21 protein-coding genes and 2 pseudogenes are annotated in these 25,383 nt (G+C 41.4%); 19 read left to right on the forward strand and 4 right to left on the reverse strand.

The window, feature by feature from the left end:
* Positions 1–63 precede the first annotated feature (63 nt).
* The 6 genes from JBW_RS04370 to eno all read left to right on the forward strand — a co-directional run bounded on the left by JBW_RS04370 (position 64) and on the right by eno (position 7,256).
* On the forward strand, positions 64–1,149 hold the full coding sequence (locus JBW_RS04370) for a sugar-binding domain-containing protein (protein ID WP_235334137.1): 1,086 nt from the start codon (positions 64–66) through the stop codon (positions 1,147–1,149).
* 69 nt (positions 1,150–1,218) lie between these two features.
* Positions 1,219–2,232, forward strand: coding sequence for a type I glyceraldehyde-3-phosphate dehydrogenase (gap, locus tag JBW_RS04375; RefSeq protein WP_007954573.1), 1,014 nt, complete (start codon positions 1,219–1,221; stop codon positions 2,230–2,232).
* A gap of 63 nt (positions 2,233–2,295) precedes the next feature.
* Entirely contained in the window at positions 2,296–3,483 is a 1,188-nt protein-coding gene (locus JBW_RS04380; RefSeq protein WP_007954572.1) for a phosphoglycerate kinase, read from the forward strand.
* Positions 3,484–3,659: 176 nt separating this feature from the next.
* A complete protein-coding gene (gene tpiA / locus JBW_RS04385; RefSeq protein ID WP_007954569.1) occupies positions 3,660–4,409 on the forward strand; it encodes a triose-phosphate isomerase in 750 nt (249 codons plus the stop codon).
* An 11-nt stretch (positions 4,410–4,420) separates the two neighbouring features.
* The gene (gene gpmI / locus JBW_RS04390; RefSeq protein WP_007954567.1) at positions 4,421–5,959 is read left to right on the forward strand and encodes a 2,3-bisphosphoglycerate-independent phosphoglycerate mutase; all 1,539 of its coding nucleotides are present in this window, start codon (positions 4,421–4,423) and stop codon (positions 5,957–5,959) included.
* A 16-nt stretch (positions 5,960–5,975) separates the two neighbouring features.
* Positions 5,976–7,256 carry a phosphopyruvate hydratase gene (eno, locus tag JBW_RS04395; RefSeq protein ID WP_007954565.1) on the forward strand — a complete coding sequence of 427 codons (1,281 nt, stop codon included), beginning with the start codon at positions 5,976–5,978 and terminating at the stop codon, positions 7,254–7,256.
* 281 nt (positions 7,257–7,537) lie between these two features.
* On the opposite strand, the gene JBW_RS04400 is transcribed toward eno, so the two are convergent.
* On the reverse strand, positions 7,538–8,701 hold the full coding sequence (locus JBW_RS04400) for a CdaR family transcriptional regulator (protein ID WP_007954564.1): 1,164 nt from the start codon (positions 8,699–8,701) through the stop codon (positions 7,538–7,540).
* Positions 8,702–9,031: 330 nt separating this feature from the next.
* Between JBW_RS04400 and JBW_RS04405 the strand changes: the two genes are divergently transcribed.
* The 3 genes from JBW_RS04405 to JBW_RS04415 all read left to right on the forward strand — a co-directional run bounded on the left by JBW_RS04405 (position 9,032) and on the right by JBW_RS04415 (position 12,851).
* The gene (locus tag JBW_RS04405) at positions 9,032–10,237 is read left to right on the forward strand and encodes a glycerate kinase (protein ID WP_007954562.1); all 1,206 of its coding nucleotides are present in this window, start codon (positions 9,032–9,034) and stop codon (positions 10,235–10,237) included.
* A gap of 234 nt (positions 10,238–10,471) precedes the next feature.
* Entirely contained in the window at positions 10,472–10,705 is a 234-nt protein-coding gene (gene secG / locus JBW_RS04410; RefSeq protein WP_007954560.1) for a preprotein translocase subunit SecG, read from the forward strand.
* Between the two features lie 145 nt (positions 10,706–10,850).
* The gene (locus JBW_RS04415; protein ID WP_007954558.1) at positions 10,851–12,851 is read left to right on the forward strand and encodes a sodium-translocating pyrophosphatase; all 2,001 of its coding nucleotides are present in this window, start codon (positions 10,851–10,853) and stop codon (positions 12,849–12,851) included.
* A gap of 191 nt (positions 12,852–13,042) precedes the next feature.
* Here the strand turns inward: JBW_RS04415 and JBW_RS04420 are convergent, their stop codons facing one another.
* Positions 13,043–13,603, reverse strand: a complete 561-nt coding sequence (locus tag JBW_RS04420; RefSeq protein WP_007954557.1) for a beta-class carbonic anhydrase — start codon at positions 13,601–13,603, stop codon at positions 13,043–13,045.
* Positions 13,604–13,960: 357 nt separating this feature from the next.
* On the opposite strand from JBW_RS04420, the gene JBW_RS04425 reads away from it, so the two are divergent.
* Genes JBW_RS04425 through smpB form a run of 4 tightly spaced genes read left to right on the forward strand, consistent with a single transcriptional unit; the run spans position 13,961 to position 17,979 of the window.
* Positions 13,961–14,701: an alpha/beta hydrolase gene (locus tag JBW_RS04425; RefSeq protein WP_229536824.1), complete on the forward strand. Its 741-nt coding sequence runs from the start codon at positions 13,961–13,963 to the stop codon at positions 14,699–14,701.
* 55 nt (positions 14,702–14,756) lie between these two features.
* Positions 14,757–15,158 (forward strand): PaaI family thioesterase, encoded by a 402-nt coding sequence (locus JBW_RS04430; protein WP_007954555.1) that lies wholly within the window; start codon positions 14,757–14,759, stop codon positions 15,156–15,158.
* Positions 15,155–17,476: a ribonuclease R gene (gene rnr / locus JBW_RS04435; RefSeq protein WP_007954554.1), complete on the forward strand. Its 2,322-nt coding sequence runs from the start codon at positions 15,155–15,157 to the stop codon at positions 17,474–17,476. Before JBW_RS04430 ends, rnr begins: the two co-directional genes overlap by 4 nt.
* A gap of 29 nt (positions 17,477–17,505) precedes the next feature.
* Positions 17,506–17,979, forward strand: a complete 474-nt coding sequence (gene smpB / locus JBW_RS04440) for an SsrA-binding protein SmpB (protein WP_007954552.1) — start codon at positions 17,506–17,508, stop codon at positions 17,977–17,979.
* 61 nt (positions 17,980–18,040) lie between these two features.
* Here the strand turns inward: smpB and JBW_RS04445 are convergent.
* A pseudogene (locus JBW_RS04445) lies at positions 18,041–19,369 on the reverse strand (IS3 family transposase).
* A 322-nt stretch (positions 19,370–19,691) separates the two neighbouring features.
* On the opposite strand from JBW_RS04445, the gene JBW_RS04450 reads away from it, so the two are divergent.
* Positions 19,692–20,453, forward strand: coding sequence for a sulfite exporter TauE/SafE family protein (locus tag JBW_RS04450; protein WP_007955597.1), 762 nt, complete (start codon positions 19,692–19,694; stop codon positions 20,451–20,453).
* Positions 20,454–20,644: 191 nt separating this feature from the next.
* Here the strand turns inward: JBW_RS04450 and JBW_RS04455 are convergent, their stop codons facing one another.
* Positions 20,645–22,141: an IMP dehydrogenase gene (locus JBW_RS04455; RefSeq protein WP_007955596.1), complete on the reverse strand. Its 1,497-nt coding sequence runs from the start codon at positions 22,139–22,141 to the stop codon at positions 20,645–20,647.
* A 125-nt stretch (positions 22,142–22,266) separates the two neighbouring features.
* Between JBW_RS04455 and JBW_RS04460 the strand changes: the two are divergent.
* From JBW_RS04460 to JBW_RS04475, 5 genes and pseudogenes are all read left to right on the forward strand, one after another.
* Positions 22,267–22,581: pseudogene (locus JBW_RS04460) on the forward strand (bifunctional 2-keto-4-hydroxyglutarate aldolase/2-keto-3-deoxy-6-phosphogluconate aldolase); the annotation flags it as partial.
* Between the two features lie 189 nt (positions 22,582–22,770).
* On the forward strand, positions 22,771–23,280 hold the full coding sequence (locus JBW_RS04465; RefSeq protein WP_007940357.1) for a DUF6803 family protein: 510 nt from the start codon (positions 22,771–22,773) through the stop codon (positions 23,278–23,280).
* A gap of 4 nt (positions 23,281–23,284) precedes the next feature.
* Entirely contained in the window at positions 23,285–23,452 is a 168-nt protein-coding gene (locus tag JBW_RS24920) for a hypothetical protein (RefSeq protein WP_158453445.1), read from the forward strand.
* A gap of 100 nt (positions 23,453–23,552) precedes the next feature.
* Positions 23,553–24,248 carry a response regulator transcription factor gene (locus JBW_RS04470; RefSeq protein ID WP_007955590.1) on the forward strand — a complete coding sequence of 232 codons (696 nt, stop codon included), beginning with the start codon at positions 23,553–23,555 and terminating at the stop codon, positions 24,246–24,248.
* A complete protein-coding gene (locus JBW_RS04475) occupies positions 24,241–25,371 on the forward strand; it encodes a sensor histidine kinase (protein WP_007955588.1) in 1,131 nt (376 codons plus the stop codon). The genes JBW_RS04470 and JBW_RS04475 overlap by 8 nt, the downstream gene beginning before the upstream one ends.
* The last annotated feature ends 12 nt before the right edge of the window (positions 25,372–25,383 follow it).

A 25,383-nucleotide genomic window follows, 5' to 3' on the forward strand; every position in this document is an offset into this window, starting at 1 on the left:
TTATTGTATGGCGAAGTTAGTATATTAGAAAATAATATACCTTACGCTAGTTAGTATATTTTTTTGACAAGATGGGACAAAAAATGTGCCATGGGGACGTTAAATGTCCCGAAGGAAGAGGTCATGTGGAAAAAAGCCGTCCAGCTTCAGCGTAAAATTGCTCCTGAATTTATTGCAGCCATTGAAGAACGATATGATATTTTGAGATCCATTCAGCATAGCGAACCTGTGGGGCGAAGAGCATTAGCTGCTATTTTAGAAAAAGGCGAGCGAGTGGTGCGTGCCCAGGTAGAATTTTTGAAGAATGCTGGTCTGGTAGATTTCTCTCAAATGGGCATGACAATCACGTTGGAAGGTCAGCTGCTGCTGAAAGATTTATCGGAATATATCAAAGCTCTTCATGGACTCACGACATTAGAAGATGAACTTTCGGAAAAGCTAGGACTTAAACAAGTCATTATTATTCCTGGTGACAGTGATAGTGACACTGCGGTACGCAGGGAATTAGGGCGTGCTGCTGCTAACGTACTGGCTCAATATTTAAACAAGAATGATATGATTGTCGCGGTAAGCGGTGGAACCATTATGGCCAATGTGGCAGAAGCTATCCATTTCACTCAGCCTTCTGTTACAGTTGTTCCGGCTCGAGGCGGGCTTGGGGAAAAAGTAGAGAACCAAGCCAATACCATTGCGGCTGCTATGGCTACCAAATTAGGCGGCAAGTATCGTATGATTCATGTGCCTGAGGGGATCAGTGAAGAAATGCTCGGTGTGATGGTGGCTAATAATAGCAATATTCTCACTGTAGCAGATATGATTAAACATGCAGATGTTCTGATACATGGTATTGGCCAAGCACAGGAAATGGCTGTTCGCCGAGGGTTTGATGATGAATTTGTTTCTAAACTCATCAATAGTGGTGCTGTTGGCGAGGCATTAGGGCATTATTGTACCGTAGAAGGTAAAAACATTTATATTACAAGTAGTGTGGGGTTACATCTGGATGATTTGGCGGATATCGGTGTAGTAGTGGCTGTAGCAGGAGGCCGAAGGAAAGCTGAGGCCATTGTGGCGGTTACGAATGCCGGTGGGCAGGATATTCTGATTACAGATGAATCTGCAGCCAAAGCCATTCAGAGTATTATATAAGTCCTAATGGCATATCCTATGGAATGGTATTAGGCGAAAATAAATAGATAATTGGGAGGTATTTTTAACATGACAGTAAAAGTAGCGATCAATGGTTTTGGACGTATTGGACGTCTTGCGTTTAGGCAAATGTTCGGGACAGAGGGATATGATGTTGTTGCAATCAATGACTTAACAAGTCCTAAAATGCTGGCACACTTATTGAAGTATGATTCAACTCAGGGCACGTATGCTCTAGCTAGCAAAGTGACTGCAGGCGAGGATTCTATCACTATTGACGGCAAAGAAATCAAAATCTATAAATCAGCAAAAGCAGAAGAACTACCTTGGGGTGAAATTGGTGTAGACGTTGTTCTTGAATGCACAGGTTTCTATACTTCCAAAGAAAAAGCTTCTGCGCATATCAAAGCTGGCGCTAAAAAAGTCGTTATCTCTGCTCCAGCAGGGACCGATCTGCCTACTGTTGTTTTTAATGTAAACCACGATATATTAAAAGCTAGCGATACAGTTATTTCTGCAGCTTCTTGCACGACAAACTGCTTAGCTCCTATGGCTAAGGCACTTAATGATTTGGCTCCTATTAAGAGTGGTATTATGTCCACAATCCACGCTTATACTGGTGATCAAATGACTCTTGACGGCCCTCAGAGAAATGGTGACCTCAGAAGATCCCGTGCTGCAGCAGTTAATATCGTTCCTAACTCTACAGGTGCTGCAAAAGCAATCGGTTTAGTTATTCCTGAATTAAATGGTAAATTGATCGGTTCGGCACAACGTGTTCCAACCCCAACCGGTTCTACTACGATTTTAATATCAGTTGTTGAAGGTACGGTTACCAAAGATCAAGTCAATGCAGCTATGAAAGCAGCAGCTGATGAATCCTTCGGTTACACGGAAGATGAATTGGTATCCAGTGATATCGTTGGTATCCGATATGGTTCCTTATTCGATGCTACACAAACTATGGTAGCTCCTATTGATAACGGATTGACTCAAGTCCAAACTGTTTCTTGGTATGATAATGAATGCAGCTATACAAGCCAAATGGTTCGTACCATTAAGTATTTTGCTGAACTTGCATAGTTTTTAAAAGATCTTATGGCCCGGCCTTTTTGGGCCGGGCAATATTTTTAAGGAGAAATAAAAATGTTGAATAAAAAGTCTATTAGAGACATCGATGTAGCCGGAAAGAAAGTCTTTATTCGTGTAGATTACAATGTTCCCATGGATAAAGAAGGTAATATTACCGAAGATACTCGGATTCGTGCTACTTTGCCAACATTGAAATATTTATTGTCACAAAATGCTGCGATCATTATAGCCAGCCACTTAGGACGACCAAAAGGTGAAGTTGTGCCTGCCTTTTCCTTAGCGCCTGTGGCAAAACGACTTTCCGATTTACTAGGCCAGGAAGTAGCCGTTGCACCTGATTGTGTTGGTTCCGAGGCAGAAGCAAAAGCGAAAGCCTTGCAGCCAGGTCAAATCTTAATGTTAGAAAATCTTCGCTATCATAAAGCCGAAGAAAAGAACGATCCGGAATTTTCTCGTCAATTGGCAAGCCTAGCGGATGTAGCTGTTAATGATGCCTTTGGTGTATCCCACCGGGCACATGCTTCCGTAGAGGGAATTACGAAATATCTGCCTGCAGTGGCAGGTTTCCTAATGGAAAAAGAAATCATGTTCGTAGGTCAAACCGTAGCGAATCCTACTCACCCTTTTGTAGCGATTATTGGCGGTGCGAAGGTTTCTGATAAAATCGGCGTGATTGAGAATTTATTGAAGAAAGTGGATACGCTAATCATTGGCGGCGGTATGGCCAATACGTTCCTTGCTGCCCAAGGTTATAATATTGGAAAATCGCTGCTGGAAGCTGATAAGGTGGAATTGGCAAAAACTCTGATTGTTACGGCTAAAGAACGTGGCGTAAGCTTACTCTTACCTACTGATGTCGTGATTGCGGATAAATTTGCTGCTGATGCCCAGCATAAAGCGGTAGCAGTTGCTAACATCGACAGTGAGTGGATGGCTCTTGATATTGGACCTGAAACAGCAGCCGTATATGCGAAAGCCGTAGAAACAGCTCAAACCATCGTATGGAATGGACCGATGGGCGTATTTGAAATGGATGCTTTTGCAAATGGCACGGAAACAGTAGCTAAAGCAGTTGCAGCATCAAAAGCTACGAGTATTGTTGGCGGCGGAGACTCCATCGCAGCTTTGGAAAAAGTGGGCTTAGCGGATAAGATTACCCACATCTCCACTGGCGGCGGTGCATCCTTAGAGTTCCTGGAAGGTAAAGTACTCCCAGGCATCGCAGCTCTAGCTGATAAGTAAACTGTAGTTTCTTTAAAAGAGTAGGAAAAGATGATTTTGAACCGCAGAGAACACAGAGAGCGCAGAGGGGAAATTAGTTTCATATTTAATTTTTCTCAGCGTCCTCTGCGTCTCTGCGGTTAGAAGAGTCCTGTGTTTTAACGTGTTACAAAAAACATAGATGGAGGAATTTAATAATGCGTAAACCAATTATTGCGGGTAACTGGAAGTTACATAATACAAGCAGCCAAGGTGTGGCATTAGTGCAGGAACTTGGTAAATTAACTGCTGATGCGAAGAAGGTAGACATTGTAGTTTGCCCTACCTTTACTACATTAACTGCTGTAGCAAATGCATTGCATGGCACGAATATTCACTTAGGTGCTCAAAACTTGCATTGGGAAAAGAAAGGTGCTTTCACAGGTGAAGTGACAGCGGAGATGCTGCGTGATGTCTGCTGCGAGTATGTACTTGTAGGACATTCTGAGCGTCGTCAATATTTTGCTGAAACAGATGAAACGGTGAACAAAAAAGTGAAAGCCGCTTTGGAAGGCAATTTAGTACCGATTGTATGTGTTGGCGAATCCTTAGAAGAACGGGAAGCGGGAACAACCGAAGTACTTGTCGGCAAGCAAGTAAAAGCTGCTTTAGAAGATCTGACAAAAGATCAGGTAGCCAGTCTAGTCATTGCTTATGAGCCTATCTGGGCAATTGGTACTGGACGCACTGCAACTGCTGACCAAGCGAATGAAGTATGTGCCTTTATTCGTCGTACGGTAGCGGAAGTCTTTGGACAAGATACTGCGGATAAAACTCGTATCCAATACGGCGGCAGCGTAAAAGCTGATAATATTGCGGAATTAATGGGCAAAAGCGATATTGACGGCGCATTAGTTGGTGGTGCAAGTCTTGATGCCGTAGGCTTTAGTAAAATCGTTAAATTTTAGGAGGCGTTTTGGTGAGTAAATTAAAAGCACCAATTGCACTAGTAATTTTAGATGGTTGGGGCTTGGGAGATGAGAATGACGGATATAATGCAATTGTCCGTTCTGAACCACCTCATATGAAACTGCTATCAGAATTATATCCGACAACAACATTAACTTGCTCTGGCGAAGCGGTAGGATTGCCTGAAGGACAAATGGGGAATTCAGAGGTAGGCCATTTAAATATTGGTGCAGGGCGTATTGTATATCAAGAATTGACCCGCATTACCAAAGAAATTAGGGAAGGTGAATTTTTCACAAATCCGGTTTTGGTCAATGCCGTAGAACAAGCAAAAACCAATGATAGTGCGTTGCATTTAATGGGTCTTGTATCTGATGGGGGCGTACATAGCCATATCGACCATTTGTATGCTCTATTAGAACTGGCAAAACGCCACGATCTGAAAAAGGTATATGTTCACGCCTTTTTGGATGGTCGTGATGTACCGCCTTCTAGTGGGATTGAGTATATTAAAGCCTTGGAAGAGAAAATCAAGGCATTTGGTATTGGCAGTATTGCGACAGTTGCTGGACGCTATTATGCCATGGACCGTGATAAACGTTGGGAGCGTGTAGAAAAAGCGTATAACGCTATGGTTTGCCGTGAGGGAGAAGAAGCTGCTTCGGCTAGCGAAGCTGTTGAAACATCCTATAAACTTGGCAAAACTGATGAATTTGTGGCTCCAACGGTGATTGCAGGATGTGGTGATTGCGGCATTAAGGCTAATGACAGCGTTATTTTCTTTAATTTCCGTCCTGACCGGGCCCGAGAACTCACGCGTGTATTTATTGATGAAAAATTTGATGGTTTCATTCGCTGCGGAGGGCTTTTACCAATAGACTTCGCAAGTATGACCCAGTATGATGAAACAGTGGTTGTACCTGTGGCTTATAAACCTCAATTCTTAAAGAATACATTAGGTGAAGTATTGGAGAACAATGGTTTAACTCAGCTTAGAATTGCGGAAACGGAAAAGTATGCTCATGTAACGTTCTTCTTTAACGGTGGAGATGAAAAACCTTATCCAGGTGAAGAACGGATTTTAGTTGCTTCCCCCAAAGTAGCTACTTATGATTTAAAGCCAGAAATGAGCGCCATTGAGGTGACTGATAAGTTGGTAGAAGCCATTAAAACTGGCAAATTTGATGTGATTATTTTAAATTATGCTAACAGTGATATGGTAGGTCATACTGGCAAACTAGATGCTGCTATGAAGGCTGTAACTACTGTTGATAATTGTGTGGGGCGTGTAGTAGAGGCTATGCGCAGCCAAGGGGGGATCACTCTCATTACTGCTGATCACGGTAATGCAGAAAAGATGCTTGACCATGTTACTGGTGAGCCATTTACTGCTCACACGACAAATGAAGTCCCTTTGATCATGGTGTCGGAAAAACACCGTGGAAGAACAATGAAAAAAGGGATTTTAGCAGATATTGCTCCTACTATTCTCGATTTGGCAGGGATTGAAATTCCTGCTGAAATGACTGGAAAATCTTTAATAAAATAAATGGAGGTTTCACTAAATGATAATTACAGACGTTATAGCAAGAGAAATTATGGATTCCCGCGGTAACCCTACGGTAGAAGTAGATGTAGTGATTGAAGACGGTATTATGGGTCGTGCGGCAGTTCCCTCCGGAGCTTCCACAGGTGTTCATGAAGCAGTAGAGCTTCGTGACGGCGACAAAGCACGCTACCAAGGCAAAGGCGTACTAAAAGCAGTAGATAACGTAAACAATCGCATTGCTGCTGAAGTAGTAGGCATGAATGTATTTGATCAAGTAGGCATTGACCAAGCGATGATCGAACTAGATGGTACTGCTAACAAATCCGAATTAGGAGCGAATGCCATTCTTGGCGTATCCATGGCAGTAGCAAAAGCGGCTGCTACTGCTGTTGGTTTACCTTTATACCAATATCTTGGCGGCTTTAATGCCAAAGAATTGCCCGTACCTATGATGAATATCTTAAACGGCGGCGCACATGCCGACAATAACGTAGATATTCAAGAATTCATGATTATGCCTGTTGGCGCACCTAGCTTTGCTGAAGCACTTCGCATGTGTGCGGAAGTATATCATACCCTGAAAAGTGTATTAAAAGGTCTTGGTCTTAACACCGCCATTGGCGATGAAGGCGGTTTTGCTCCGAACCTGACTTCCAACGAACAAGCTTTGGAAGTCATCGTACAAGCTATCACCAAAGCTGGTTACAAACCAGGCGAAGATTTCTGCCTAGCTCTTGACGTAGCTGCATCTGAAATTTACAAAGATGGCAAATACAACCTTGCTGGTGAAGGCGTTGTCAAAACATCGGAAGAAATGGTTGAATTCTATAGCCAATTAGTAGCCAAATATCCAATCATCTCCATTGAAGATGGTATGTCCGAAGATGACTGGGCTGGCTGGAAACTGATGACTGAAAAATTAGGCAGCAAAATTCAAATCGTTGGTGATGATTTATTTGTTACGAACACTGAGCGTCTAGTTCGTGGCATTGAAACCAGCACTGCCAACTCCATTTTGATTAAAGTAAATCAAATTGGTTCTCTAACAGAAACCTTTGATACCATTGAGATGGCAAAACGCGCAGGCTATACTTGCGTAATTTCCCATCGTTCCGGTGAAACCGAAGATTCCACTATTGCGGATATCGCAGTGGCAGTAAACGCTGGTCAAATTAAAACTGGCGCACCTACCCGTTCAGACCGTGTTGCCAAATACAATCAATTGCTTCGCATTGAAGAAGAATTGAGCACCATTTCCCAGTACAAAGGCCGCAAAGTATTCTATAACTTAAAATAATTGTTTGTTTTAAAAAAAACACCGAACTGTCAGCAGCCTGCACTGCTGCCTGTTCGGTGCTTTTGTATTATATAGAACCCTATCTACCTGTCATTGCTTCACTGACGCTCGCAATGACTAACAGAGCAAATAGAACGATTTAACCGCAGAGGCACAGAGGACGCTGAGAGGGATTTTTAACCCTATCTATCTTTTCTCTGTGTCCTCTGTGCCTCTGCGGTTCGGCATCTTTACTTCGTGTTCTTATTTCTCTTCGCATCTTCGCGGTTCAAAATGCTTTTTTACTCTTCAAATAGTATTTTACACAGTATCGCATGATTTAAAAATCCGCAAGGATCGAGACCTGTGATTTCTTTGAATTTTTTCAGGCGGAATAATAAGGTGTTGCGATGGATGTAAAGATTTTTTGCCGTACTGGTAATATTCATATTATTGTTGAGTAAACTAACAATGGTATTTTTCATATCATACTTTCGCGTCAGACTGGTGGTTAGTTTTGCTTTGATGATTTGTAATGGCTGACAAGGGTCTTTTGCATTCATTTCCTTCACGAGATAGGAAGATAAGATATCAAAATCATGTATGGCAGCAAGGGGAGCTTGATTCGTAGACATATTTAGAGCAAACAAGGCCTCTTGATAGGATTGTCCTAACGCCGTGTACTCCATAGCGAGGCTTCCTAAACCCAGGCATAGGGGGAGGTTCATCGTGCTCAATTGTTTTAATAGATCAGAGGCCCATGTTTTATAAGACATTTCCCATGTATTGTATTCAAAATATTTAAAAATGATGAGCTTGTCTTCGATGAAAACAACTAAATCCTGATGATCAATATGAGAGGGATTGGATAACAATTTCATGATACTTTCTCGCGTTCTGGATGCTACCAAATCATTCGGGCCAAAATTCTTGTGGGCATGATCAAGAAGAGGTCCAATATCCACCACAAGTACCAAGCGGGGAAGAGACAACTCGTATTTTAGCAGTTTAGCGGTTTTTAGTAATTTATCATAATTTGTACTTGCATGATCGGATAAGAGGAGCGCCGCAAAGTTTTCCCGTAATTGAAATTGGGAGCGAACCTCTTCTTGCAGGACTTCTTGTTCTAGGATTAGCTCTGTTACCAATTTTACCATTCTGGCGATATCCCGTACTTTGTCCGGATGACCAGAAATACCAACTACACCGATGATTTGATCATGTAATACAATAGGCATATTAAGACCTGGCAGTGATCCTGTATATTGGTCAAGGTCGCCAGGAAAAATTTCTACGATTTGGAGACTGTTGATTACATCTTTTGCACCTTGGTGAAAGGTATTGATCCTGTGTTTATGCCCAGAGGCGATAATCACACCCTTGCTATCCATAATATTAATATTTTGCTGGGCAATCGGCATGATGTGATCTACAATGGGTTGGGCTAGATTACTTGTCAGTAACAAATGTATTCACCTCGACTAGTTAAAATGTACAATATTATTCATAAACACTGGGCAGTGGTCGTTCCCCAAAATAGTGTTTTCCATCATACTTATTATAGTGAAAACTACTAATTGGGGCAAGCTTATTAAGGATTGTTCTATTGTAGAACCCGGGAGTGATAGTAGGATTTACATTTGCTCATTGATTAGATACTTTGCACAATATTTAGCAGCATAGAAGGAGATCTGTTATATATTCTGATCATTGTAATGGATTGGTTTCTTACATACAATAATACTACCAGTCGGAAATAAACCAAAGTGTAAAAGAGAAAGGATGGATGGGTGAAGATGCGTATTATAGTTGCTCCCGATTCTTATAAAGGAAGTGTATCAGCAGTCGGTACTGCTAACGCTATGGAAAAAGGAATTAAGGCAGTTTTCCCTGATGCAGAAGTGATTAAAGTACCAATTGCTGATGGTGGAGAAGGTACCGTAGAAGCCCTTGTTACAGCTACTGCTGGGCAGGTTATATACCAAGATGTAGTGGGGCCCCTTGGTGATCCGATAAAATCCTATTGGGGAATTTTAGGGGATGGTAAAACTGCTGTTATCGAAATGGCATCTGCCTCTGGATTGCCCCTTGTTCCCAATGACAAAAAAGATCCTCGTATTACCACTACCTATGGAACTGGTCAATTAATACAAGCAGCTCTGGCAAAAGGCTTGAAAAAAATCATTATTGGAATTGGCGGCAGCGCTACGAACGATGGCGGCTGCGGAATGGCTCAGGCCTTAGGCGGAAAGTTTTTAGATGCTGATGGACAGGAGCTGCCTTACGGGGGCGCTGCTTTGGCTAAGTTAGATCGGATTGATCTTTCTGGCCTGGATGCACGACTAAAGGACACTGTAATCATCGTTGCCTGTGATGTGGACAATCCTTTATGCGGCGCAAAAGGAGCCACTGCTGTATATGGTCCGCAAAAAGGAGCAACTCCTAAAATGGTGCTGGAGCTTGATGCAGCATTAAAACATTTTGCCAGTAAAGTGAGCAAAGTGACTGGTAAAGAGGTAGCAGAGTATCCAGGGGCAGGTGCTGCTGGTGGACTTGGTGCAGGACTGTTGTTCTTTACCAATGCGACCCTTAGGCCTGGAGTCGAAATTGTTCTCGAAACCACTGGATTTGATTCTTTAGTTCAATCTGCCCAGCTGGTTATTACAGGAGAAGGACGAACGGATTTTCAGACGGCTTTTGGAAAAGCCCCAGTAGGAGTAGCTAAAATGGCAGAAAAATATAATGTTCCTACCTTGTGTCTTTCTGGTGGTTTAGGCCAGGGATACGAAGATGTATTGCAGCATGGTATCGATGGAGTAATGAGTACGGTACCAGGTCCGATGAATTTGGAAGAATGCATGGAGCGTGGAGCAGAACTCATTGAATTGGGAACCAAACGCCTCTGCCGCGTTGTTAAAGTAGGTATAAAAATGGAGGTTTCACGAACCGCAAAGGCACAATGCCGCTGCCGCGGCACACAAAGGAGAGCACAAAAAATATAAATAAACCCTTTGTGTACTTTGCGCCTTTGTGGTTCCTCGTTATATGTTTATTTGAATTTCTTCAAACAGAATAATAAGGTATAGAGAAGGCGCTTTTTGTCTATAATGGGAGAAGTAGCAGTAAATGTATTCAAAATACTGGAGATTTAAATAATAAGTGGTTAAAACATTGTCAATTTGATTTTGAGTATGTTACAATAAAATTACTAGAGATGTTAGGGGGTTATAATTACATTGGTTACATTTTTAATGATTTTAGAAGCCATTATTTGTATCGCATTGATTGCTGTTGTTGTGTTGCAGTCAGGCAAAGGGGGAGGACTAGCAGGTTCAATCGGCGGAGGAGCTGATAGTGTACTCGGAGGCGGCCAGAAAAAAGGATTGGATGCAGCCTTATCCAAAATCACCATGTTCCTTGGCGGTCTGTTTGCTGTTATCACTTTGATTTTAGTAAAACTGATGAGCTAAACATTTCAATACGGGACCAGATATGCGACAATTTATAGAACAAGTAATGCAGTACAATTAAAGTATGTAGAAGTATATGCCTAGCCATTTAGCACCGGACCTTAGTGACGAAGAAATTTGTTTAATAAAGGGAGGAATTGTTATAATGGAATTATTGTATATTGCGCCACTGGCCGGAATAGTAGCATTACTATTTGCGGCATATTTTATGAATAGCGTGCTTAGTGAAAGTTCTGGAAATGAAAGAATGCAGGAGTTGTCCCAGGCTATTTTTGAAGGGGCAATGGCCTATCTCAATCGACAGTATAAGACGCTAATTCCTTTTACTGTCATTATTTTTGCCGTTTTATTCTTTGTTGATGGTTATAAGTTAGCGGTGTCTTTTTTAGTAGGGGCTGTATTTTCAGCAGTTGCCGGTTATGTGGGAATGACTTCAACAACCAAGGCCAACGCAAGGACGACAGAAGCTGCTCGCCATAGTCTCAATAAAGCATTGAGCGTTTCATTTAGAGCGGGAGCAGTTATGGGTTTGTCTGTCGTAGGTCTTGGTTTATTAGGTGTATCCGTACTGTACATAATTTTCGGTGATCCTGTGGTGATTAATAGCTTTGCTTTTGGTGCCAGTGCCATTGCATTCTTTGCTCGTATTGGCGGTGGTATTTTTACTAAAGCAGCAGATGTGGGAGCGGATTTAGTTGGTAAAGTTGAAGCAGGTATTCCAGAGGATGATCCTCGCAATCCTGCCGTTATTGCTGATAATGTAGGTGACAATGTAGGCGATACAGCAGGCATGGGAGCCGATTTATTTGAATCCTATGGTGCTACAGCCATTGCCGCCATGTTAATCGGAAATACCTTATTTGGTGTCAATGGAGTATTGTTTCCTTTATTAATTGGTGCAGCTGGTATCTTTGCTGCTATTGTTAGTATATTTTTAGTACGGACAGGCGAAGATGGAGATCCCCAGGCTGCTCTGAATCGGGGTTTATGGAGCACCAACTTTTTGACAGCGATCATGGCTTATGCCTTATCCACCATGATCTTTGGTGACAAGGGTTTTGGTATATTTATCGCCATTGTAGCAGGTTTAGTGGTCAATGTGTTGGTCGGTATGATTACCGAATATTATACTTCCAGTGCCAAAGCACCAACGCAACATATCGCCGATGCCTGCCAGACGGGGGCTGCCACGAATATCATTGCAGGTATTGCCACTGGTCTTAGAAGCACAGGTCTTCCTATGCTGGTATTTTCTGCAGCTATTTGGGTAGCGTTTAATCAAGCAGGTATTTATGGTATTGCCATGGCAGCCATGGGCATGTTGTGTACGGCAGGTATGGTAGTTGCTGTAGATTCTTTTGGTCCAGTTGCCGATAATGCAGGCGGTATTGCTGAAATGGCAGAACTGGGACCAGAGGTGCGTAAAACAACGGATAAACTTGATGCAGTAGGTAATACTACCGCTGCAATTGCTAAGGGCTTTGCCATTGGCTCAGCGGCCTTAACAGCATTGGCTCTTTTCACAGCTTTTGGTGAAGAAGTTGCTAAGAATCCTAAATTATCCGGATTATTGGTAAATGGTCATTTAGTTATCAATCTAACAGAACCTACTGTTATTATTGGACTTTTCCTTGGTGCAACTTTACCTTTCTTAGTATGTGCAATGACCATGGAAGCAGTAGGGAAAGCTGCATTTGAGATGATCGAAGAGGTTCGTCGTCAGTTTAGAGAAATTCCTGGAATTATGGAAGGCACTGGTCGTCCTGATTATGCAGCTTGCGTGGATATTAGTACCAAAGCTGCCCTTCGCGAGATGCTCATGCCAGGTATCTTTGCCGTAGGAATGCCTTTAGTAGTTGGTTTTCTTATGGGTGCTAAAGCGCTGGCTGGCTTTTTGGCAGGGGCAACAGCAACAGGTGTTCTGTTAGCCTTGTTTATGTCTAATGCTGGTGGGGCTTGGGATAATGCTAAAAAGTATATTGAAACAGGAAAATATGGAGGTAAGGGTACACCTGCCCATGCTGCAGCTGTTATTGGTGATACAGTGGGCGATCCCTTTAAGGATACCTCCGGACCGGCCATGAATCCGCTAATCAAAGTAGCCGGTACGATATCACTAATCATTGCGCCCCTATTATTATCATAGATAAAAAGGTTATTCATCTTTAGCGGATGAATAACCTTTTTTGTAAATAGAGAAAGCTTTTTAGGAGGATATTGAACTGCAGAGAACGCAGAGTGCACAGAGGGTATACGCTGAGGGGATATTATGTCTTACTCGATATATCTTTTCTCTGTGTACTCTGTGCCTCTGTGGTTCCTTTTATTATTATTTACCTAGTAACCGTTCACAACAACCTCTAGCTCTCCTGTGTGTGGATTAAACATGAGTCCGTGGATGGGAACATCTTTTGGAATGAGGGGGTTATTATGGATTTTGTCTACCACTTCTTTTACATTGTTAATAGGATGGTGAAAATGGTCGAGCCAATCTTCTAATTCTTTTTCGATCATTTTGATTGCATCAGGCGATATCCCCCGAGCCAGCATTTTTTCCGTAAGACCTTGGGATGTTGTGTGGGAAACACCGCAGTCTAAATGACCGATGACGAATACTTCTTTTACGCCTAGCTCAAAAATTCCTACAATTAAGCTGCGAATTGTGGCCTCAAAAGGACCAGTGACTGAATTACCCGCATTTTTTATTACTTTTGCTTCACCACGTTTGATTCCCATTGCTGGTTCTAAGAAGTCCACCAGCCTGGTATCCATACAGGTAAAAATGGCCAATTGGCGCTTCGGCATTTTGCTGGGCTCAGAAAAATAGTGCACAAATTGATCAGATAAATTCTTAGTAAAAGTTTGATTTGCAGCTAATACTTGCTCTAAAATCTGCATCATGATTCCTTCCTTTTTCTAATAGTACTTGCCGTATATTTATATGTTAACCCAATTAAGATTATTATTGCGAAGATAAATGGCAATAATAAAAATGCTGTCTATATACGTACCCATTGCTTAACTAAGAACATTATGAAAATAACAATTTTTCACTTCGACAAGGATGTATTTTTATCCTGCTGTTACGTAAATACGCCGAATAATCCGACTACAGGAAAAAGAAAAGGAGAAGTCAATTCCTTCTAAATTTGGAATCTAATTAAGTTTTCTTTTTGGCAGGTAGAATTTTTATTCTATAAAATGGTATAATTGTAATAATAGCAATAACTTTAGGGGGGTTTGCTTTTGACTATAATGGAGGGAGCAGAACCATTTTTTTTACTCGGCGGCGAAAAAGGTGTTTTATTGTTACATGGTTTTACGGGTTCACCTGCTGAGATGCGTTTGCTTGGCGAAAAATTGCATCAGGAAGGCTATACTGTTTTTGCGCCAAGAATCAGCGGACATGGAACAACAGTGGAAGAATTAGCAAAAACAAAATGGCCTCATTGGTATAGCGGAGTCGAAGATGGGTATCATATAGTAAGATCAGTATGTAAGGAAATCTCAGTTGTAGGATTATCCATGGGAGGGTTATTAGCCTTAAAACTGGCAGCAGAATATCCTGTCAATAAGGCAGTATCTCTTAGTACTCCTATTTATATTGCTGACAAACGTTTGGACATGCTGCCTCTATATCGTGTATTATATCAATTTGTTCCGAAGAAACGTAAATCCTTTGCAGGTATTGGCTCACAGTACTGTGTAGGTTATAATGCTACCCCTCTTAGCAGTCTAAGCAGTTTATTGGATTTAATTGAAGATGTAGATGTGCGTTTACCTACAATAAAGACGCCTTTATTAGTAGTACAAGCTCGCTTTGAACATACGGTACAGCCAAGAAGTGCGACTTATATTTTCGAGCAAGTGGGCAGTACAGAAAAAAAACTAGTCTGGCTGGAGAAATCCGGTCATATTGTTACTCTTGACATAGAACGTGAACAGGTATTTGAGGAAATAATTGATTTTCTACAGAATGAAAAAATGACGACATAGTACATCTCTAGGTTTACTTTGTAACGGTTTTGAATAAAGAATTGAGGTGATGCAAATGGAATTAAAAGATCAGTGGTGCTTTGCTTGCGGTAAGGACAATCCAATCGGGTTAAAGCTTGAATTTGTAGAAGAGGAAGACACCTATCGTACGACATTTACAGCAAAGCCAGAACACCAAGGATATGATGGCATTATGCATGGCGGCCTTGTCAGTACTCTTTTAGATGAAGTCATGGCTCGTTACATTAACATGAAAGGTTTTAATGCAGTGACAGCACGTTTGGAAGTGCGATTTCGCCAACCGACTCCCCTTGGGCAGCAACTGACAGCAAGGGCTAAAATCATCTCTCAGCGTGGCAAACTGTATGAAATAAAGAGTGAATTATCACTGCCGGATGGGACTGTTACCGCAGAAGGTAAAGCCACCATTGCAGTGGTGGAGGATACAGCATCATGATAGTATTAAAAGACAAAATCTTAGAGTTCATGAGAACGGAAGCATATAAACCTTTGACCGCGGAAGAATTAGCCGAGCATATGGAGCTCAAAGGGACAGAATTAAGTGAACTATGGAAGGTTATTGAAGAGCTAGAAAGTAATGCAGATATTATTAAAACTCGCTATGACAAATACGGTGTACCTGAACGTATGAATTTGGTAGTAGGGAAGTTAAGCGCCAGCAATAAGGGATATGGCTTTGTGATTCCTGAAAAAGTTAGAACACCTAATGAAACAGATATTTTCATTCCTCCCGACGGGATGATGAGTGCCATGCATCATGATCGGGTAGTCGTTCGTGTCCACACCCAGAGTGGGCAGGGCAAATCCCGGGATGGGGAAATCATCCGCATTGTAAAACGGGCCAATACCCGTATTGTAGGAACTTATGAAGCCAGCCGCAATTTTGGTTTTGTAACTCCTGATGACCTTCGCTTAGGTCAGGATATTTTTATTCCGAAGGATGGACAAAATATCGTCCCGAGTGGTGCAAAAGTAGTAGTAGAAGTTACCAAATGGCCAGAGAAAAAACGGAGTGCTGAAGGCAAGATCATGGAAGTCTTGGGGAATACGGGAGATAGCGGGATTGAAATTCTCTCCATTATCAAAAGGCACAATTTGCCTATCGATTTTCCCGCTGAAGTTGCGCAGGCTGCCGAGAATGCTCCAGATACCATTAGTGAAGATGAAATCTCCGGTCGGCGTGACCTGCGGCATTTGCCCATTGTAACCATTGATGGAGAAGATGCCAAGGATTTGGATGATGGGGTATATGTCGAACGTTTGAAGAATGGCAATTATCTTCTGGGAGTCTACATTGCAGATGTCAGTTATTATGTTCGTGAAAATACGGTACTGGATAAAGAAGCCAGTGAGCGGGGAACCAGCGTATATTTGGTAGACCGGGTATTGCCCATGCTGCCTCGTCGCTTGTCAAACGGTATCTGCAGTCTCAATGCCGGGGAAGATCGTCTGGCCATGTCGGCTCATATGGAAATTGACCATAAGGGACAAGTGGTTAAGTATGAATTATTCCCCAGCGTCATAAGAGTACAGAAACGTTTTTCTTATACGGTAGTACGTAAAATTTTGGTGGAACATGATGAAGAATTAATTCATGAACATAAGGAATTGCTTGGACAATTAGAAAATATGGAACGACTGTGCCGAATCCTGCGGGAACGAAGGATGCGCCGCGGTGCCATCGATTTTGACTTCCCGGAATTAAAAGTGAAATTAGATGAAACGGGAAAACCCATTGAGATTATAAAACGAGTCCGCAGTCTAGCCGAATCCATCATTGAAGAATTTATGCTGGTGGCAAATGAAACTGTGGCTGAACATATGCATAAGTTAAAGGTTCCTTTTGTTTTCCGCGTCCATGAAGAACCGGATTCGGAAAAAATGGTAAAATTAAATAATCTATTGCATAATTTTGGGCAGAGTTTATCCAAGGTGGATGAAGTACAGCCCGCTGCCTTGCAGAAAATTTTAAATCATATTTCAGGACGTCCAGAAGAAAGGATTATCAGTACGGTTATGCTGCGCTCATTAAAACAAGCTCGCTATGAAGCACAGAACCTGGGACACTTTGGATTGGCTGCAACCTACTATACTCATTTTACATCTCCCATACGACGTTATCCGGATTTAATTGTACATCGCATTCTGCGGGAGACCTTTAATTCGGGAGATATATCAACAAAACGCAAAGCAAAACTAGCAGCCATGCTCCCAGAGATTGCCCTGCATTCCTCTGAAAGAGAGCGGGCGGCTGCAGAAGCAGAACGGGAAACTGTTTCTCTGAAAACCGTAGAATATATGGCGCAGTTTGTAGGAGAGCATTTTGACGGAATCATTAACGGCGTTACGGCTTTTGGGATTTTTGTGGAGCTGGATAATGGAGTAGAGGGCTTAGTACGTGTATCCAGTATGGAAGATGACTATTATCAATATGTGGAAGAACAATATTCATTAATTGGTGAGCGCAGTCATAAGATATATCGTCTAGGTGATGCAGTGAAAGTCATCCTCACCAGAGTCAGCCCAGAAGAGCGCAATATCGACTTTGTCTTAGAATCCAATAGCGCCTGGATTGAACGATCGATAAATCGAAGACCGAGCGGAGGAAGACCCCAAGGAAATGGAGTGAAGAGTGAAGGCTCTGGCAATGGTCGAAGAACTGTCTCTGCCGCGAATAAGAGCAGTAAGACGAGGAAGGCTGTGGTAAGCCGTGCCAAACCGAAACCAAGAAGAAATAAGCCCAAGAAGAAGTAAAGAGATAATGTGGTATCGAGGTGAGTTTTTTGAAAGATGCAACAGCCAGTATTAAAATAATTACAGAAAACAGGAAAGCCAGACATGACTTTCATATACATGAAAGTTATGAGACAGGTATTGTGCTAACAGGGACAGAGGTGAAATCTCTGCGGGCGGGCAAGGCCAATTTAAAGGATGCCTATGCTAGGATTGAGAAATCCGAGCTCATGTTGCATAATGCCCATATTAGTCCCTATGATGCAGGGAATCGCTTTAATCACGAACCGTTGCGCGTTCGGAAGTTGTTAATGCACCGCAGCGAAATTGATAAATTGCTTGGTAAAACCAAAGAAAAAGGATATACCTTGGTGCCTTTGAAAATGTATTTTGCTCATGGTTTAGCAAAATTGCAATTAGGATTGGCTACAGGGAAGAAAAACTTTGATAAGCGCCAAGATATGGCTGAGCGAGATGCCAAACGAGAAATGGATCGAGTATTTCGTGAAAGACAAAAAGAATGAATAAAAAGTAGGCTCTCCTGTAAACTGATACCTATGTCAAGGACAATTTGAAAAAAGAGAACTAAGCACATAAGAGATGATTCCTGTATTGAACAGGAGTCATCTTTTTTAATCCCCACTGATATCTATAATTATTATAGTATGTAATATATTTGTCTATTTGGGCACTAAGATCATCATAACTCTTGCAACTGGCAAGAATTATAGAATCTTTTAAATGTCCAAAGAAGGATTCCTGAGGAGCGTTATCCCAACAATTCCCACGTCTAGACATGGATTGTCCTATTCCTTTTTGTTTAAGCAACTTTTGGTATTTGGGACTAGTGTAGTGAGAACCTTAATCTGAATGGATAAACACATCTTTAGTTAACTTGACTCTTCGTTGTTTTGTAAGCTTTCCTATTGTGTCAGTAGCTATGTCTAGCGTTATTCTTTTAGATATATGATGTACCAATATCTCTCCCGTTGAAGCATCTAGTATAGTAGATAAATAAGCCATATCTGTACCATTATGGGGCAAGTAAGTAATGTCCGTTAATAACACTTTACCAGGTTGCCCCTGCTTGAAGTTTCTTTCTAGTAAGTTTGGCACAATTCGATGTTCTTGCGTTGCTTTTGCTATTTGCCTATATGGGTTAGCCTGTCTGTGAGGACATATGATATTATACTTTTTCATAATCCTACGTATTCTTTTTAAACTATATACTATGCTCAATTCATTCTCTAAAATCATCTTAATAGAGCGTGATCCCTTCTTATATCCCCGACGATTAAATGCTTTTAAAATGACTTCTCTAACCTCTAGATCTGATTTTTCACGCCCAACTCTAGTACTTTCAGCGTTAATATAATGATAGTATCCAGAACGTGAAACACATGCAATTTCGCATAGATAACTCGTTAGATTTTTCAAGTTATACTTCCGGACTATCTCATTGATTAGTTGAAAAATATCAACGGATCTTATTTTTTTCTTTTTGATTATCAGCATCCTTTCTCTCACGTCTAATTTTTTTAATAGTTCTACCTGCGCTTCAAGTAATTTAATCTTAGCTTCCTGTTTCTCAATCATTTCTTTCGATGTAAGTTCTCTATTAAGCGAGCGACCGCTTGAAGTTTTTCGTGTATCTTGTAAACCTAAAACTCCATTCTTTTCATACGCTGCACGCCAACGACTAGAAGCACAATCAATTCTTTTATATCCGATTAAATCAATATCAAATCCAGCCTCTTCAAATATTTGCACAGGAAATTTACCCGTTAAATATTCATTGATAAAAAGTTCCTTAAATTCATCAGTATAAGTAATTGCTTTTTCACTTACTTTTAAAACATATATATTCTTCTTTAATTTCAAACTATCTTTTTCCGAAAATATTATTTTGCTCATTGATCTCACTTCCTTACTATTTAATTATACAAAAAAAATATAGACTAGACACTTTTTTTCAAGTGTCTAGTCTATAGGTATCAGTTTACCTGGAGCCTGCTTTTTATTATTTTTAAAGAATATAATATTTGTCTGATGAATGGGAATTTTTGCTTAATTATTTTGATATTGTTATTATATAATGCAGCAAATTATCATTTAGGAAAATCGTGCAGGAATTTTCTAGTTAATGATAAATTAAAGAAATAATAAGCAACTAATATCTCATCTGCGTTAAAACTATACAGATGCGGTACTAGCTATATCTAAGGAGTCTAAAATTATGCTGATTGTTCTTGTAATGTTTGCATTAGGGTTATTACTTGGTTTTATTGGTGCCGGGGGTGCCGGTGTGGTGATTGCGGTTTTAACCGTAGTATTCGGTATTCCTATACATACTGCCTTGGGAACGTCGCTTAGCGCTATGATTTTTACTATGATATCTGGTGCATACAGCCATTTTCGAGAAGGGAATGTGGTGGTGAAAAATGGCGTAGCAATTGGTATCTTTGGTGCTATAGGTGCTTTTATTGGAGCGCAAATTGCAGCTGGATTACCGGCGAAAGAACTTAAATGGATGACGGCCTGCATGCTGCTGTTATCAGCTCTTTTGCTTTGGCTAAGAATCTTTTTTGCTAATAGGGGAATTTTTTCTCGAAGTGAAAGTGAAGCTGGTCCCACTGGAATGTCTTTCTGGTTAATGGCCTCCGGTCTTGGTCTTGTTACAGGAGTTTTATCGGGAACCTTTGGAATTGGTGCTACTCCGTTTATTCAAATTGGCTTATTGATCTTCTTTCATATGTCTATCCACCAGTCGGCAGGTACAACCATGCTTGTCATTCTGCCGATTGCATTATTGGGCGGCTTGGGCTATTTAACAGCTGGTCACTTAGATGTAATGCTGCTTTTTAAAGTAACCATAGGACTGATCGTTGGAGCTTATATTGGAGCAAAATTTACCAGGCGCTTAGATCCATTTATTTTAAAGATTTCCATGGTAGCTGTACCCATATTTGGCGGGCTGTTGCTGCTATTTGGTCGCTAAAAAAATCCTTTATTAGCATTTTGCTGATATTACTAGGGGAAGTATCATCAGTCCAAATTGCGAACAGAATGACAAAAAACAATGAACCACAAAGGCGCAATGCCGCTGTGCGGCACACGAAGGGGGCACGAAGAGTATAAAATCCTTTGTGCCCTTTGCGTCTTTGTGGTTCAATCTGTTTTACTTCTATATTAGTAGTTGTTTTCTTTTAGTATTACATCATGGGCTCCGCCTTCTACAATGCTGGTAGAGGAAACGATAGTTATTCTTGCAACTCTTTGCAGTTCTTTAATGGATATGGCACCGCAGCTGCACATGGTTGATTTTATTTTGCTTAAAGTAACATCAATGTTATCCTTTAGTTTTCCTGCATAGGGTACATAGCTGTCCACACCTTCTTCAAATTTAAGGTTGCTGCCTTCTCCGAGGTCATACCGTTCCCAGTTACGGGCACGCTTTGAGCCTTCGCCCCAATATTCTTTCACGTAATTATTGCCAAGCTTTGTTTTAGGAGCAGGGCTTTCATCGAATCTTGCAAAATATCTTCCCATCATAATAAAGTCAGCGCCCATGGCTAAAGCTAATACCGTGTGATAGTCATGAACGACTCCGCCGTCGGAACAGATTGGAATGTAGATGCCTGTTTCTTTAAAATAATCATCTCTTGCCTGTGCAACTTCAATCACGGCAGATGCCTGTCCTCTGCCAATCCCTTTGGTTTCCCTTGTAATACAGATAGACCCTCCGCCGATTCCAACCTTTACAAAATCCGCACCGGCTTCTACGAAGTACATGAATCCTTCTTTGTCGACTACGTTTCCGCCGCCGATTTTAACGGTATCCTTATATTCTTCTTTTATATATTTTATAGTTTCTGCCTGCCATTCGCTAAAGCCGTCGGAAGAATCTACACATAATACATCCACTCCAGCCTTAACTAATGCGGGTACTCGATCTTTGTAATCTCTTGTATTAATACCTGCGCCCACCATATATCTTTTTTCAGAGTCTAAAAGCTGCAGAGGATTTTCTTTGTGATCCTCATAATCTTTTCGGAAGACAAAATACACCAAATGCTGCTGATCGTCAATGATGGGCAGACAATTTAGTTTATGCTCCCAGATAATATCATTGGCTTCTTTAAGGCTGGTATGAATGGAACTAACGATGAGTTTTGAAAATGGTGTCATGAATTCTTTGATTTTCCGGTCTAAAGAATCCCGACTCATTCGATAGTCTCTGCTAGTAACGATTCCCACTAATTTAGTGTTAAGCGTTCCATCCTCTGTAATGGCAATGGTGGCATGTCCTAATTTTGATTTTAATTCTACAACATCTTTTAAGGTTTGATCTGGTGATAGATTCGCATTGCTAACCACGAAGCCAGCTTTGAAATTCTTTACTCTGCTCACCATCTCTGCCTGCTCTTCAATAGGCTGGGATCCAAAAATAAAGGATAAGCCTCCACATTTAGAAAGAGCGATGGCTAGATTGTCATCGGATACAGATTGCATGATTGCAGAAACAAAAGGGATATTGATTTCAATTGGTGGCTGCTCATCTCTTTTGAATTTTACAATAGGTGTTTTTAAATTCACTTTGCTGGGGATACAATCTTTTCTTGTAAGATTAGGTACAAGAAGATATTCGCTAAAAGTTCGAGAAACTTCCTTATAATAGAATGCCATTGTTACACTGCCGCCTTCCTATATAAATTTTGACTATTGTATCAAAGTTAGCAGGTGGTGTCAACTTACAAAATATTTTGTTTACAGGAGTTCTGGTTTCTACAGAGAAATACAATAAAGATTAGCTTTCCTTTATGGTTCCTGGTGCTCACGAGATCATCAGCGAATTGGCAAAACTATATTCGTCGAGGAAATACTGCTGGGAGTGGGTACCGTACTTGATCCTGAGACCGCTAGAATCGCAATTTTAAGCGATGCTCAATATGTTGTTTCTCCTTGTTTGAACATTAATACGGTCAAACTGTGTAATCGCTATCGTATACCGATAATGCCAGGAGCGATGACGATTAAAGAAGTCGTAGAAGGAATGGAGGCTGGTGCCGATATTATTAGAAATATTTCCAGGGGAATTATTTGGACCTATCAGTGTTCTCTGTGTCTCTGCGGTTCGATTCTGTTTTATATGTTTTAAAGGATGCGAAGACATGCAAAGAACATGAGAGAGTACTATGTGCTTTGGTAAGTTCAGCAGGATGAAATTCTCATAAATTCTTTATAGTATCTTCACAAGATCTTCACATTTTCTTTGTATACTATCAATATAAGTTTATATGAGGAGAGTGTTGATTATGGTTATGACACACTATATGGAATTGCTGGCTGTTAACCAGCCATGGAATTTAATTTTGTATATGGTTATTCCTGTAGCCCTGGCAGAAGCGCTTGTTGCAACTGAATTTTTTACGGTTTTCCTTCGTGGGTCCAATGCTGGTGGATGGAAAACAGCCAATAAGGCAATTGGTATTTTTCTGGGATTTTACTTCCTGGGAGTCTTTCTCAATTTAATAACCACTGTTATTCCTACGATTCAATGGCGCGGTATTGCTGATATACTGGCAGTAGGTTCTTATCTCAGTGGTGTAATTCCGCTGTTTAGTATTGCTTTATTGGAACTCGGAGTAATTGGCAAGGGTAAATCGGATGATGAAAAGATGAAACTCCATTTCATTTTATTGACCGTATTTCTCGTTGTTGCTCACGTAGCTATGATTTTCGGGATGGTGGATCCGACGATTATGGGATGGGATCCTAATGCTGTTGGTGGGAATACGCCACCTATGCAACATAAGCATCCATAAAAATTTGGAATATGATAGCAAAGCAGCTTTTCCTGCAGGAAAGGCTGCTTGCTTTTTTGTCTACTTGGTGGCCCTTTTCACTTTAGTGGCTGAAAGGACGGCTAGTTTTACTCAATTATATCTGCCATTAACTGCCGATATTGCAGAAAGAATAGAAACTGCGGTACAATAGCATCAATATGAGCAAATAATGTTTTTTACAATAAGCATGTTGTATCTTATAGGATGTGGTTGGTTTTATACTGGTTGTCATGGGTGCGGAGGTGTGATAAATGAAAGTGTTAGTAGTGGATGATGATGAGAAAATTGTAAAAGTGCTGGTAACCTATCTGACAAAAGAGGGATATATGACGGAAACAGCTATGGATGGCAGGAGTGCAGTTGAAAAGGTACGGCAATGGGAGCCTGATGTGGTATTGCTGGATGTGATGCTGCCAGAACTAGATGGCTGGGGAGTATGCAAGGAAATTAGGCGGGATAGCGATGTGCCGATTATTATGCTCACGGCGCGGGATGCCGAGAATGATCGGGTCATTGGGCTGGAAATCGGGGCTGACGACTATGTAGCAAAGCCTTTTAGTCCCCGGGAACTGATTGCCCGGATACGAGCGATCCTGCGGCGGGTTAAGCCTGAAGGGCGGCGAGACAAGGTTGGGAATGAATTGCGGGTTGGAGAGATAGCATTGCATCAGCATAACCACACATTAACAGTTCAAGGTAACCCTATCGAACTAACGCCTACCGAGCATAAACTACTAGAACTATTTTTGACCCATCCAAACCAGGTCCTATCTCGGCTGCAGTTGATTGAAAAGGTACAAGGTTATGCTTATGAGGGCTATGAACGGACGGTTGATTCTCATATTAAAAACCTCCGCAAAAAGCTGGGCGATTCCTCTGGCGAGCCTCGTTATATCAAAACCGTTTATGGTGTTGGTTATAAATTGGCAGGTGATCCGCATGGGTAGTCTTCTGATACGGGTAATGGTCACTTTCTTTGTAACAACGGCAACTGTTGTGGTGGGACTCATCTTAGTCGTCAACTATCAGGTATCCGAAAATTTTAATTCCTATTTATATATGAGCGGTATGCATGGCATGATGATGAATCATGGCAATATGGCTTCTATGATGGGGTTACCAGAAAAACAGTTTATGATATCGTTAAAGCAGTCTTTATTATTGGCTGCAGGCGGGATGCTACTAATTGGTGCTGGCGTTAGCTATTATTTGGCCCGTAATATTGCGACTCCGGTGATTGATTTGAACCGAGCAGTGAATGCAGTGGCAGCAGGAAATTTGGATGCAGCCGTTACCGTTGGAAGACAAGACGAAGTGGGGCAATTGGCTATGGCGTTTAACGCCATGACGGCCAAATTAAAATCAAATACTGTCTTGCGTCAACGCTTTCTGGCTGGGATAGCTCATGAGCTTAGAACACCGCTGACAATACTGAAGGCTAATCTGGAAGGAATCTCCGATGGTGTTATTACTCCGGACGTGGAGCAAATGAGTTCGCTGACTGAGGAAGTGGACCGACTGACAAAGTTGGTCGGAGAACTCAGAGATCTTTCTTTATTAGAGGCAGGACAACTACAGCCGGAATTTGCTCTTTTAGACTTAACCCAACTGCTACGTCAGATTGTAGGGAAAATTAAGCTTCTAGCTAGTGAAAAATACATCAGCCTGCGCATAGAAACAGATGATAGGGTATCAGCTATTTGGGCGGATGGGGATATGGTTAACCAAATGGTGTATAATCTTGTCTTAAATGCTATCAAATATACACCTGACGGTGGGCAGATTACCATAGCGGCAACCACAAAAAATGGCATGATTGAAATTGCGGTTACGGATACGGGAATTGGAATTGCAGTAGAAGATGTCGAACATGTTTTTGATTATTTTTACCGCGCCGACCCGGCTAGGACTAAAGCAAGCGGCGGTACTGGTTTAGGCCTAGCTCTTGTCAAGCAAATGGCTTTGGCCCATGGTGGACAGGTAAAGGTCAAAAGTAAAATAGACAAAGGTAGTACTTTCACCGTCCTGCTGCCGGCTGATCTCCATCAAAAACGCACAGTTTCTCCATAAAAACTCCACAAT

It is taken from the genome of Pelosinus fermentans JBW45 (genome assembly GCF_000271665.2).
GTDB lineage: Bacteria > Bacillota > Negativicutes > DSM-13327 > DSM-13327 > Pelosinus > Pelosinus baikalensis.

Excerpts from the sequence above, each read along its gene's own strand:
- gap (WP_007954573.1), top strand. The coding sequence starts at position 1,219 with ATGACAGTAAAAGTAGCGATCAATGGTTTTGGACGTATTGGACGTCTT.
- JBW_RS04380 (WP_007954572.1), top strand. The coding sequence starts at position 2,296 with ATGTTGAATAAAAAGTCTATTAGAGACATCGATGTAGCCGGAAAGAAA.
- tpiA (WP_007954569.1), top strand. The coding sequence starts at position 3,660 with ATGCGTAAACCAATTATTGCGGGTAACTGGAAGTTACATAATACAAGC.
- eno (WP_007954565.1), top strand. The coding sequence starts at position 5,976 with ATGATAATTACAGACGTTATAGCAAGAGAAATTATGGATTCCCGCGGT.
- JBW_RS04405 (WP_007954562.1), top strand. The coding sequence starts at position 9,032 with ATGCGTATTATAGTTGCTCCCGATTCTTATAAAGGAAGTGTATCAGCA.
- JBW_RS04415 (WP_007954558.1), top strand. The coding sequence starts at position 10,851 with ATGGAATTATTGTATATTGCGCCACTGGCCGGAATAGTAGCATTACTA.
- JBW_RS04420 (WP_007954557.1), bottom strand. The coding sequence starts at position 13,603 with ATGCAGATTTTAGAGCAAGTATTAGCTGCAAATCAAACTTTTACTAAG.
- JBW_RS04425 (WP_229536824.1), top strand. The coding sequence starts at position 13,961 with ATGGAGGGAGCAGAACCATTTTTTTTACTCGGCGGCGAAAAAGGTGTT.
- JBW_RS04430 (WP_007954555.1), top strand. The coding sequence starts at position 14,757 with ATGGAATTAAAAGATCAGTGGTGCTTTGCTTGCGGTAAGGACAATCCA.
- rnr (WP_007954554.1), top strand. The coding sequence starts at position 15,155 with ATGATAGTATTAAAAGACAAAATCTTAGAGTTCATGAGAACGGAAGCA.
- JBW_RS04450 (WP_007955597.1), top strand. The coding sequence starts at position 19,692 with ATGCTGATTGTTCTTGTAATGTTTGCATTAGGGTTATTACTTGGTTTT.
- JBW_RS04455 (WP_007955596.1), bottom strand. The coding sequence starts at position 22,141 with ATGGCATTCTATTATAAGGAAGTTTCTCGAACTTTTAGCGAATATCTT.
- JBW_RS04465 (WP_007940357.1), top strand. The coding sequence starts at position 22,771 with ATGGTTATGACACACTATATGGAATTGCTGGCTGTTAACCAGCCATGG.
- JBW_RS04470 (WP_007955590.1), top strand. The coding sequence starts at position 23,553 with ATGAAAGTGTTAGTAGTGGATGATGATGAGAAAATTGTAAAAGTGCTG.
- JBW_RS04475 (WP_007955588.1), top strand. The coding sequence starts at position 24,241 with ATGGGTAGTCTTCTGATACGGGTAATGGTCACTTTCTTTGTAACAACG.